At 35.0% G+C, this 12,960-nt stretch carries 7 protein-coding genes; 4 read left to right on the top strand and 3 right to left on the bottom strand.

The features are described 5' to 3' along the window. Window position 1 precedes the first annotated feature (1 nt). Window positions 2–421, bottom strand: coding sequence for an rRNA maturation RNase YbeY (ybeY, locus tag UH7x_RS07545; protein ID WP_482363113.1), 420 nt, complete (start codon window positions 419–421; stop codon window positions 2–4). Then, window positions 414–3,884 carry a hypothetical protein gene (locus UH7x_RS07540; RefSeq protein WP_482363112.1) on the bottom strand — a complete coding sequence of 1,157 codons (3,471 nt, stop codon included), beginning with the start codon at window positions 3,882–3,884 and terminating at the stop codon, window positions 414–416. The genes ybeY and UH7x_RS07540 overlap by 8 nt, the downstream gene beginning before the upstream one ends. A gap of 127 nt (window positions 3,885–4,011) precedes the next feature. On the opposite strand from UH7x_RS07540, the gene gltX reads away from it, so the two are divergent. Further along, entirely contained in the window at window positions 4,012–5,529 is a 1,518-nt protein-coding gene (gene gltX, locus UH7x_RS07535) for a glutamate--tRNA ligase (RefSeq protein WP_482363111.1), read from the top strand. Window positions 5,530–5,631: 102 nt separating this feature from the next. Next, window positions 5,632–6,558, top strand: a complete 927-nt coding sequence (locus UH7x_RS07530; protein WP_482363110.1) for an SPFH domain-containing protein — start codon at window positions 5,632–5,634, stop codon at window positions 6,556–6,558. Window positions 6,559–6,654: 96 nt separating this feature from the next. Here UH7x_RS07530 and UH7x_RS07525 read toward each other — a convergent pair whose 3' ends face one another. Beyond that, window positions 6,655–8,340: a glutamine--tRNA ligase/YqeY domain fusion protein gene (locus UH7x_RS07525; protein ID WP_482363109.1), complete on the bottom strand. Its 1,686-nt coding sequence runs from the start codon at window positions 8,338–8,340 to the stop codon at window positions 6,655–6,657. Between the two features lie 266 nt (window positions 8,341–8,606). On the opposite strand from UH7x_RS07525, the gene UH7x_RS07520 reads away from it, so the two are divergent. Both UH7x_RS07520 and UH7x_RS07515 read left to right on the top strand, forming a co-directional pair. Continuing rightward, window positions 8,607–10,865, top strand: coding sequence for a T9SS type B sorting domain-containing protein (locus UH7x_RS07520; protein ID WP_482363108.1), 2,259 nt, complete (start codon window positions 8,607–8,609; stop codon window positions 10,863–10,865). 6 nt (window positions 10,866–10,871) lie between these two features. Then, window positions 10,872–12,953, top strand: coding sequence for a PorP/SprF family type IX secretion system membrane protein (locus UH7x_RS07515; protein WP_482363107.1), 2,082 nt, complete (start codon window positions 10,872–10,874; stop codon window positions 12,951–12,953). The last annotated feature ends 7 nt before the right edge of the window (window positions 12,954–12,960 follow it).

The raw sequence follows: 12,960 nt of genomic DNA, 5'->3' as shown, positions 1-12,960 counted from the left end.
TCTATTGTTCCACGTGGAACATTTTTATCTTTTCATCTTCCTTTAATCTCATTTGCACAGTATCCTCTTCTAACTTGTCTTTATAACCCGCAAGATGCAAAACTCCATGCACCATAACTCTAAGCAACTCATTGTTAAAATTATTGTCAAATTCTTTTGCATTTTCCTTAACCCTATCTACCGAAATAAAAATATCTGCAATAATGTTCGTGCCTTCGGAATAATCAAAGGTCAAAATATCGGTTAACGTATTGTGTTTCAAATGTTTAACATTCATCTTTAACAAATAATCATCATTACAAAAAATATAGTTTAATTGATTTATCTTTAAGTTTTCACTATCTACTACATCAAGAATCCAATTGGTATATCGTTCCTCGTACTCTAAACTAAAATTTAATTCGTAATGGTAATCAATCATTATTTTGAAAATACTGTTGCACCTTATTTTGGTACATTTGAAGCAAAGGTAGGTCTTGTCTATTTAAAATCTCAATTTCATTCTTGTAATCATCTAAAACAGCAGGCTTTGTGGTAATAGGGTTTTGGAAAATAGCCTTATTAGAATTACTTTCTCTTTCTTTCTTCTTTCCTTGCTTTAAGGCGGCATTCTCCAATTTTAAAAACTCATGCTGTATATTATTCATTTTATTTTGAGTACGCTGAGTAACACCATTTTCTATAAGGTCATTTTCGAAGTTTTCCATTTGTTTTAGTAATTTTTTGGCCAACTCTTTATCATTTTTATTGATTATATCTTTAAGTTGATTTTCCAATTGCTGCCGAATTAATTGTTGTTCTTTATAAATTTCATACAATTCCTGTAACTCTTGCTCACTTGGTTGACCCTGACCTTGACTTCCACCATTACCTTCACCTTGACCTTGACTTCCAGCATTACCTTTTTTTCCAGATTCACCTGGCCTTGCACCCTCACCTTGTTGTCCGTCCTGACCACTCTTACCGTCTTTACCCTTACCAGACTTGCCGCTCTCGCCAGGTTTTTTGCCCTCGCCTTTTTGCCCTTCTTGTCCTTCACCAGACTTCCCTTGGCCAGATTGTCCCATCTGCTCCATTTTCTTCTGTAAATCTCCTTGACCTTTTATAATATCTGGAAGCTGAAAATCTTGACCTTCTCCATCCCCTTGACCCATTTGCATGCTTTGCTGCATATTTTCGAGAATTCTAGCCAAAAACGCCGCTAAACTATTTGACGCACTTAAAACATATTTCTGGTAAGAAGCTCCTTGAATTAAACGACTCTCGGCCATGCTTTCCAAGGTTTTATCCATATTATAGTGCACTTCCGTTATTTGTTCATTCACAAACTCGGAAAGTTCCACACGCCTTAATGACAAAGAAAACAAACTGTCATCTACATACTCAAATAAACCCTTAAGCTCTTGTTGTTTACGAATGCTTCCAGAAAACTGAGATTCAGCACCTTCCGTTTCCTTAACAACATCATATAGATTTTCTTGTTTAAATGAAAAAATCACCAAATTATCTAAGATTTGTCGTAGCATCTCAGCATCTTCAGTAACAGCCGAATCACCACCTGCAGCTGATGAAGATTGCTGAAGATCTTTAGACATTTCTTGCATCTTCTGTGCTGCAGATTTTTGCTTTTGAGAAGTCTTTCTAGCAGTTTTATCTCTCGCATCAGAATTAGAACTATTTTCTAAACCTTCATGCTCACTAATTTGCTCCAATGCCTCCTCTTGATCTTTTTTAATTCCGCTTTTCTTCTCTTCATCAATTTTTAGCGGTAAAGGTTTCTTAAGACCTTCATTATCTTTATTCAATTCATCTAGTTCTTCTGCAATTTTATTAAAATCAACATTTAACTTTTCTTGCTCCCTATTAGAAAAATTTTCTCTAATTTTATTTTCCGACAAATACACTTGTCTTTTACCTAGTTTCTCAAGTTCCTTTGCCAATTGAGAAGCTTTTTCAGTTACATAATAACGTTTAGTTAATTCTAACAGCTGTTCTAAATTACGCTCGTTATTCTGTTGCTTTTTCCCTAAATCCTCCAGTTTTTTCTTTAAATCATCTATATTTATCTTATCTGCCACCTTTTGCAACTCTTCTAACAACTTTTGGTTTTTCTTAGCCTGCTGCTCCTGTCTTTCAAGTCTTTCTTTAAGCATTTCGCTCATTTGACTATCCTCTTGTCCCTGCTCTAGGTTCTCTTTTAATTGCTTACTATATTTTTGCATTAAACCTTCTTGTCGCTCTTGTTTTTTAAGAAAGTCTTTAATTTGGTTCTGATCATTAAAATTTAAAGCACTTTTCTCTTTCTGGTCTTTATTAATATCTTCTAAAGCCTCTTTTTGCTCTTTTAAAGCATCCAAAGACCTATCCATATTATCTAAAATAGTCTCCTGAAACTCTAGTTGTTTATCAAGTAACTGATCTTCGTCTAAAATAACATTGGAAAAAACCTGGCTCTTACTCCTTTTACCTCCATGCACTGCATCATTATCTGTAGCTTCAAAATAAAAATTATAGGTTTTTCCTTCTTGCAGCTGCAATCCAGATGGAAAAGTATAATAAAATTGACTTATTCCTATTTTCGATGAACTTAAATCAATTTTCTGAATATCATTCGGACTTTCCAATGGATAACAAACCAATTTTATACTCTTTAGTTTATAATCATCTGAAGCCTCACCAACATAATACAGTATATTAGGTTTAACCGAGTCCAAAACTTGAGCAACTTCAATCTTAGGATATTCGTCCTCTATTACTTCAATCAAATATCCTAGTTTTTCATAATTACTTATATTCTCATTAGAAGTTGCCAATTCATATTTAAGATCAGCATAAATTCTTTTTGATAAATCAAACTCCTTTTTAATCCTGTTAAAACTTAAAATAGTATCTTTTGTAGTCAAGTGAATTGAATTCGTATTGTCTCCGAATATTTTCCAATTTACTTGCGTGCCTTCAGGTAAAACTGCATTACCAGTGCCTTTTAAAATTTCAGACTTTCTATTCGTATAACTTGGATACAATAATTCCATTTCAAAACGCTGAATAAATGGAGTTTTTTTTGCATTTAGATGGTAGTTTCTAGATCGAACTTCACTTCCTTCAAAATAAAAGTCAAAAGAACTAATTGGAGGCATAAAAGTGTGCTCAAATCCATTCTTTCCGCTTTTCATCATCAACTTCTTTCCATCAATTACAACAAACACTACGTCTGGACGTACATCACCCTCAGTCTTAACGCGAATCGTATACGATTCTGAATCTAAAACTTCGTACTCATTAGAAAGCATTTTAAAGCGAAATGGAGCAGGCGGATCGTATGCTAAGTCATAATTGACAACTCGCTCATAAGACCCAATAAAAGAGCTTAAATCACCCGTAAACCATACTGTAAAAAATAAAACTATTGGAACTAATAAATACTTAGCGTATCCCAATCCTTCAGCAAAATTAACAGCCTTAACAAATGGTATATTCTGTAATTTGCTTGAGCGTTGATTAATACTCGCAAGTAGTAATTCTGATTCTTTTTCACTTCCTACTAAATCCAATAGATTTAACAAACGGTCATTAATCTCAGGAAAATGTTTGCCAATCAACCGCGATGCTTCTTTATTTGATATTCCCCTTTTTACCTTAATCAAAAAGAAAACAGGAGTAATTATGTATTTATAAAACAAGTAGCCCGATAGAAGGACAAACATTGAAAACAAAACCAACCTTCCAGTCGAACCTAACCACAAAAAATACTCAATTCCCATGACACTAAATATCAAGATAACACCAATGCTTAAAAACAACAACATACCTTTTACAAGCATATTTGAATAATAGCGCTTTGTAAACTGGTTTAACTTTGTAAGAATCTGTTGATAACTATCCAATCTTTACGTGTTTTAGTACAATATAAACTAAGCAGTAAATTTAGCTAAGAAAATTTTGTTAAAAAGCTTTATTCACATGTTTTGCGGTCCTATTCAAGATGTATCTTTGCATTCTAAAAATTTAATGATGAGTTCAAATGTAAGAGTTCGATTTGCGCCTAGTCCAACAGGTCCTTTACATATCGGAGGTGTAAGAACAGCTTTATTTAATTATTTATTTGCTAAAAAACATAATGGTACTTTTATTCTTCGTATTGAAGATACTGATCAAAATAGGTATGTAGAAGGTGCTGAACAGTATATTATTGATGCTCTTAATTGGTGTGGAATACCTTATGACGAAGGCGTGGCAAAAGAAGGAAAATTTGCGCCATATCGTCAAAGTGAGAGAAAAAATCTATATAAAGAATATGCAGAACAGTTAATTGAAAAAGGGAGCGCCTACTATGCTTTTGACACTGCGGAAGCGCTAGATGATCACAGAAAAGATCACGAAGCAAAAGGAAAGACCTTTATATACAATTGGCACAACAGATTGAAGTTAACTAACTCATTAGCATTAAGCGAAACTGAAACGAAATCTAAACTAGCAGAAAACATTCCCTACGTTGTTCGTTTTAAAACTCCCCAAGACCAAAAAATAATTCTTTCGGATATAATTAGGGGTACCATTGAAATAGACACAAACGTACTTGATGATAAGGTGTTATTTAAATCTGACGGTATGCCCACTTATCACCTAGCTAATATTGTAGATGACCATTTAATGGAAATCTCTCACGTAATTAGAGGCGAAGAATGGTTGCCTTCTTTGGCGCTACACAAACAATTATATGATGCTTTTGGATGGCCAGCCCCAGAATTTGCTCATTTACCATTAATTATGAAGCCTGTTGGTAAAGGTAAACTAAGTAAGCGTGATGGAGACAAGCTTGGTTTTCCTGTATTTCCTTTAACTTGGAACGAATCTATAGGATATAAAGAGGCTGGTTATTTCCCAGAGGCTGTTATTAACTTTCTAGCTCTTTTAGGCTGGAATCCAGGAACAGAACAAGAAATATTTAGCCTTGACGAACTAATTGAGTCCTTTGATTTGCAACGTGTTAACAAATCTGGAGCACGCTTTGATCCAGATAAAACCAAATGGTACAATCAACACTATCTACAAGAGAAAAGCGACAATGAGTTAGCTCAATTATTTATACCAACATTAAAAAAACACTTAGAAGTCGATTTTAATTTACTTAAAATAGAAACTATTGAGAGAATAGTTTCTATGATTAAAGAGCGCGCCTCTTTTATTACTGATTTCTGGAACCTTGCTGACTATTTTTTTAAAACTCCGAATACTTACGGAGAAAAGGCTGTAAAAAAACAATGGAAAGAAAACACAGCCGAATTAATGGAAGCTGTGGGCAACATAATTGCACCGATTGAAAACTTTACATCCGAACATATTGAAACAGCGATTAAAAATTGGATTACATCAAAGGAATTGCCTTTTGGAAAGGTAATGGCTCCCTTAAGACTCGTAATTGTCGGTGACATGAAAGGTCCACACCTATTCGATATTATTGAAATAATTGGAAAAGATGAAAGTCTTATTAGAATAAATAACGCTATTGATAAACTCGGCAAGAAATAATTCCTTTATTATGGCATTGTAACTGTAACAAACTCTCAATTAATACTACAGATATTATAAACTCTTAGTATATTGATAATCATTAACTAAACACACTTAATTATGGGAAGTTTTATATGGATTCCAATTTTGCTTTTTATTGCTGTTGCTTTTATATCAACAGTATTTATAGTAAAACAACAAACTGCGGTAATAATTGAAACCTTTGGCAGGTTTACAAGTGTTAGAAATTCCGGCATACAATTTAAAATACCATTTGTACAACGCATCTCGGCACGTATTGGTTTAAAGATTCAACAGCTTGATGTAATTATAGAAACAAAAACTTTAGATGATGTATTTGTAAAGCTTAAAGTTTCTGTACAATATGTGGTTATCAAAGAAAAAGTTTATGAGGCATTTTATAAGCTAGAGTACCCACATGATCAAATAACTTCTTACGTATTTGACGTTGTACGCGCTGAGGTACCAAAGATGAAGCTTGATGATGTTTTCGTTAAAAAAGATGATATAGCTATCGCTGTTAAATCGGAGCTACAAGAGGCTATGTTAGACTATGGATACGACATTATTAAAACCCTAGTAACTGATATAGATCCTGATGCGCAAGTAAAAGAGGCTATGAATCGTATAAACGCTTCTGAAAGAGAAAAGATTGCCGCACAATTTGAAGGTGATGCGGCGCGTATTCTAATTGTAGAAAAAGCAAAAGCAGAAGCCGAAAGCAAAAGATTACAAGGACAGGGTATTGCCGATCAACGAAGAGAAATAGCCAGAGGTTTAGAAGAATCTGTTGAAGTTTTAAATAAAGTGGGTATTAATTCACAAGAAGCCTCTGCATTAATAGTTGTTACTCAACATTATGACACCTTACAGTCTATTGGTGAAGAGACCAACACAAACTTAATTTTACTACCCAATTCACCTCAAGCTGGTAGCGACATGCTAAATAATATGGTGGCTTCCTTTACCGCAAGTAATATGATAGGTGAGTCGATGAAAAAGACAAACAAACCGAAAAAAGAATAAAATAAAATAAACGAGTCTCACTATATCAAAAACATTGAGACTCGTTTATTTTATAGCACTTAAGATAAATATTCCTATTGGTCTATTTTGGAGCAACTAATCTTTTTGTTGAATTTTCGCCCAAGAATCTCGTAGACCAACTGTTCTATTAAAAACTAATTTATCACTAGTAGAATCTTTATCTACACAGAAATAGCCCAATCTTTGAAATTGAACTCTATCTTCTGGTTGAGCATATTTCAAACTTGGTTCTAAATAGCCCGTAATGGATTCTAAAGACTCTGGGTTGACGAATTCTATAAAATCCTTGTCTTTATGCGTATCCGGACTTTCATCCGTAAATAGTCGATCATAAAGCCTAATTTCGGATGATATTGCATGCGCAATAGAAACCCAATGCAAAGTACCCTTGACTTTTCTTAGACTTTCTTCAGTTCCACTACCACTCTTGCTATTAACATCATAAGTACATTGAACCTCAATTACGTTTCCTTCTTCATCTTTAGTACAACTTTCAGCCTTAATAATATATCCATTTTTTAAACGAACTTCTTTGCCTAATTTTAAACGAAAAAACTTTTTATTCGCCTCTTCTCTAAAATCCGCCTTTTCAATATAAATCTCTCTTGAAAATGGTACTTCTCTTGATCCAGCTGCATCGTCCTCAGGATTATTTTCAGCTGCTAACCATTCTACTTCACCTTCAGGGTAATTTGTTATAACGACTTTTAGCGGGTCTAAAACAGCCATAACTCTTGGGGCCTCCTTGTTCAAGTGCTCTCTTACGTGAAATTCTAATAACGAAACATCTATAAGATTGTCACGTTTTGCAATTCCGATGGTATCTACAAAGTTACGTATTGACTCTGGCGTATAACCTCTCCTTCGCATTCCTGATATTGTCGGCATACGGGGGTCATCCCAACCATTTACCACACCTTCCTCGACCAACTTTAAAAGTTTACGTTTGCTTACAACTGTGTGGCTCAAATTTCTTCTAGCAAACTCTCGTTGTTTTGGTCTAACTTTTTTCGAATCTATAATCTGATCTAAAAACCAATTATACAATTTGCGATGAGGAAGAAACTCCAGTGTACAAAGTGAATGTGAAACCTGCTCTATATAATCACTTTCACCGTGTGTCCAGTCGTACATTGGATAAATACACCAATCGGTATTAGTTCGATGATGTGCACTATGCAAAACGCGATAAATAATAGGATCACGCATCAGCATATTTGTTGATGCCATATCTATTTTAGCGCGAAGCACATGCTCACCTTCTTGAAACTTTCCATCTTTCATTGCCTGAAACAATTCCAAATTCTCTTCAATAGTGCGATTTCGAAAAGGACCATCTATTCCAGGTTCTGTAGGTGTTCCTTTTTGAACAGCCATTTCTTCTGAACTTTGGCTATCAACATAAGCCTTATTTGCCTTTATTAAATCAACAGCCCAATCATAAAGTTGTTGAAAGTAATCAGACGAATACCGCTCGGTATCCCAATTATAACCAAGCCATTGAACATCACGCTTAATAGCATCTACATATTCCTGTTCTTCTTTAGCTGGATTGGTATCATCAAACCGGAGATTTACTGGAGCTGAATACTTTTCACCAAGACCAAAATTCAAACATATTGAACTCGCATGACCAATGTGCAAATAACCATTTGGTTCTGGTGGGAAACGAAAGCGCAAATCATCCTTAGAGAAACCATTTTCTAGGTCTTCTTCAATGATGTGCTCAATAAAATTCAATGCTTTTGGACTATCACTCATACCTGAATTTTTAGGAAATACAAAGGTAGCTAAAATGCAAGTATGTGTAAGAATAAAAGTGCTAAGCATACAAATTCGTCTGTTTCACAACGTTTTTGGGGTGCGCCACAACATTAACTTCTACAGCCTATAATTATATAACATATTTGTTGTTGAATACAAGGGCTAGAGAATAAACAACAATTCTCAAATAAAAAACAAACACAAAGTTTTATCAACGAACCCAATCGAAGATAAAACTGGTAGTATTTAAACTACAACTACTTATGAGACCAAAAAAACATTACAGCCTTCAAATTGTTTTGATAGCTTTTATGCTCTTCGGATCATTTCAAGTTTCCGCTCAGTTAATTGCGAATCTTGAGATACTTCCAGCAGACAACCCCGACACTGGTGGATCAGCATGGAATAAGATATGTGCTGGTAACAATGGTAACTTTAATCAATATTTCGCATGGGCCGCTTTTGATGGCGCATCAAATGCTGGCAATGAATGGATTTTAGAACTATCTGACCCTTCAGGTGACTTTACAAACCCAATAGAACTAGCAAAAGAAACTAGCGATGCAGTTGTTAAGTCTCCCGGACGTGGTTTTGAATTCTCTATTCCAACGGATACAAGAGGTGCTGGTTACAAACTTAGAGTTCGAAGTACAGACCCTGTTGCTTCAGCAGAGAGTACAATTAGTTACAGCATGTATTATATGGACCATGTGTCTAACCTTACTATTACTCACGATGGTAGTACATCACCACAAGCTACTATAATAAGCACTGACCCAATTACATTGTCTGTAGTTAACTTAACAGACGTAAATACCTATCAGTATCAATGGTACAAAGATCTCACTTTATTAGTAGGTGAAACAGGGCCTACCTTAAATATAACAGAAGGAGGCATGTATTTTGCACAAATTGATTATGGTGAATGTTCTGATAATGGAACAACACAATCAAATATGCCTGATATTTGTATTGGTGCGGTAGGAGGAAGTACTAGCATAAACCCACCCAGCAAAACAGCATTATGTTCTAGTGACACCGAAGTATTGTCCGTGACAACTTCCTTTGGCTCACCTGATTATCAATGGCTAAAAGATGGTACAGAAATTCCTGGTGCTACTGCATCTACATATACTGTAGATGGATCTAATGCGTCATTTGAAGGAGATTATCAAGTAAGTGTTTCTGAAAGTGGAAACTGTCCTGAAATTTCAGCAGCTATAACATTTACCAATTCAGATAACTTCACAATCACATTAGTTAATGATACTAACCTTGTATTATTACCAAGTGAAACAGAAACTTTAAGTGTAACTACTAACGCAACTACTCCAACATTTCAATGGTTTCGCAATGGAAGTGCAATAGCTGGAGCTACAAATATTTCTTATGATGCCACACAAGACGGTACATATTATGTAGAAGTAACGCAACCCGCTGGTTCTTGTCCAAATCCAACAACAATTAGCTCGGAAGAGACTGAAGTTATTTCACCTTCTTCTTTTGAATTGACTATTGGTTACGGCACAAGTTATACAGCATGTATAGACACTAGTGCTGCAATAGATGTTGCCACAATTAATGCGGTACTTTCTGATGGTAGTACTATTGACGTTACTACTGATGTATCATCAAGTTTTTCGTATCAATGGCAGCTAAATGGCACAAATGTTAGCGGTTCAAATGATACAAGCATTTATCTTACAGATGTAGCAGAAAATGGGAGCTATACTGTAGATGGCACTTTAAATACTTTTAATGCTACTTCGAACAGTTTACCAGTACAATTAGTAACAAACGAAACATTAACTATTACCAGCACAAGTACTATTTACTGTAGTGCTGCAGACGTTGTAACCATAAGTACTTCAACCGATTTAACTAGCGAAAGTTTCCAATGGCAACTAGATGGCGCTTCAATTAATACTACTGACGCCTCACTCAGTGTAACCGCACCAGGTACATATCGTTTAGTTATTGACAAAAATGGATGTGACCTAATTTCTAATGAAATAGCAATTACACCTTTGGACCCTGAACTTATAACTCTGGACCCTACTGGCACGTTAGTATTTCCTGAAGGCACGACAAGAACAGTAACTGCCAGCGGCGGAACTGCTTACCGATGGTATGATGTAAACAATGTTGAATTGAGCAATACAAGTTCGGTTGATATAGATTCAGAAGGCGAATACATGTTAATTGCCAATATAGATAACTGTGAAATTACACGACAATTTACTGCGGAGTATTTAGACACATTTAAAGTGCCAAATGTTATAACACCTAATGGAGATGGATTTAATGATCAATGGATTTTACCAAATTCATATTCTAATAAGCCTGATGTCTCTGTTACAATTTATAGAGAAAACGGTGAAGAAATTCTTAACGTTCAAGATTACAAAAATGATTGGCCAACATCGGCCGTTGCATTCCCATCACAAAACATGGTTTTCTACTATGTAATTAAGAATGCTTCTGAAACATTAAAACAAGGTACCATTACAGTCATACGCTAACCTATCATGAAACAAGCAAAATACATATTTCTTCTTTTGATGACGGCTTTAGTGTTTACAAATGTAAACGCTCAAGAAGACGAACCACTATTACCCTATAAAGTAGCACCGCAAAACTTATTAAAGTTTAACAGGTTCCTTATAAACCCTACGTTCTCAACCGTTCAGGAAGATAAATCATACATCAACTTTTTTCACAGAAACCAATCAGTACAATTTAATAATAACGACCAAACTTACTTCGTTAGTTATAGTGGTAGAATAGGGGACCGCAACGGACTTGGACTTAGTTTATACAGTCAGAAAAAAGGGTTAGTATCTAACATCGGTGTTTTAGCTAACTATGCCTACGGACTTAAATTAAGTGATAAAAGTAATTTCACTTTTGGCGCAAACCTAGCATATTATAATACGGGTTACAATCAAAGTTCAGCGAATCCAATCGACTTAAGTGACCCATTATTATATGGAACTGACGACAGCAATGTCTTATCCTTTCAACCTGGATTTAATTTATCCTACGGACGTTTTGATTTTGGAGCATTCGCAGAAAATCTTCTTGATTACAATCTAAAGACTAGTAAACAATTAACAGATTTTAGCGATAAAACATATTCTGCACACCTGCAGTATACGCATCCATTTTCAAATGAAGCTGGAATAATGCAAGGTGCTCGATTAATGCCATTAGCTAGGGTTCGTCTCAACGCCCAAAATGGACAAACTGCAGCTGCCGAACAAGAATTAACTTATGGTGGTGGAATGATTTTAGATCTTCCAAAACTAGGATGGTTACAAGGTGGATATGATAGTTTTTATGGCGCATCTGCCGGTGCTGGTTTTAATTTAAACAAGCGTCTTTCCTTAGGTTATAACATGGAAAAAGGGTTTGGTACTGACTTCAACAATTTAGGTGTCACTCATGAAATTTCATTCGCATATTCATTTACTCCAAACTTGACAGAAGACCGTGTAATGCTTGAAGATAATGAAGAGGAACTAGTAGAAGAAGAATTAACAATAGATGACCTAGCTACTAATGAAGAAATTGAAAAACTAAAAAAGAAGCTTGAAGAAAACGATGAGATAATCGCTGAATTAATGTTCCGACAGGATTCATTAGAAGCCAATCGTCAAAAAGATTTGGAAAGACGATTTAACATGGTTATGAAAATGGTTCGCAATGAAACCAAGGGTGAAAGACCTGATTTAGAAAAAAGAGCTCAAGACATGTTCTTGACAGGCAAAGACAATGCCGCTATAGCTCAAAACAACTCAGGCAACGATGGCTATATACCAAATAGTACAAACACTTCTAAAAATAATAATTCTGGCCCTAACTACGCCAACGATGTAACTCAAAAAAGAGATGCGGTGACTACTACAAATAGTAGTATTGGTCAAGATGGAAAAATCGTTAAAAGCAGAAAATTTAGAGATCTAGAAGGCGTAACTGATGGTTATTATGTTGTTGCAAACGTATATAAAGGAGGACAATACATGGATAAGTTTATGAGCAACCTATCTAACAAAGGACTAAGCCCAGACTACATAGACAACCCGAATAATGGATTAAAATATGTTTATCTGGAAAGGTATGATACATGGGATGATGCTCTTGCTGCTCACCAAAGTCAAATGAATGGCGAATATAATGGGGACCTATGGATAATGAATGTTGACAATAAATATTCTAATGAGGCCTATGCTGCCAATGTCGATAAAATCAATGAAAAGGCAGACAAGTATGGAAATGACGTTTTACAACAAAATGTAATTGCACAAGATAAGTTGTCTGGTGTTGATCCAGAAGCACAATCATATGATTTAGATGGTGTTGGTTCTGGCTATTACATTATTGCTAATGTATTCTCAAGCCCTAAAAATGCCAAACGATTTGTGAAAATACTCAACTCATATGGCTTAAGTGCAGGCTATTTTATTAATCCAGAAAACAATTGGAGATATGTCTATTTAAAGAAACACGAATCGTGGAATAATGCATTGATATCGTATTACTCAAAAATAAATGACTCATATGAAGATAAGATGTGGATTATGAGAGTTACCCCAAACTTAATAACCTAGTAAGTTT

It is taken from the genome of Aurantibacter sp. UH7 (assembly GCF_056839165.1).
The sequence above is the reverse complement of the archived record's forward strand: the minus strand, read 5'-3'. Positions and strand labels throughout refer to the sequence as shown.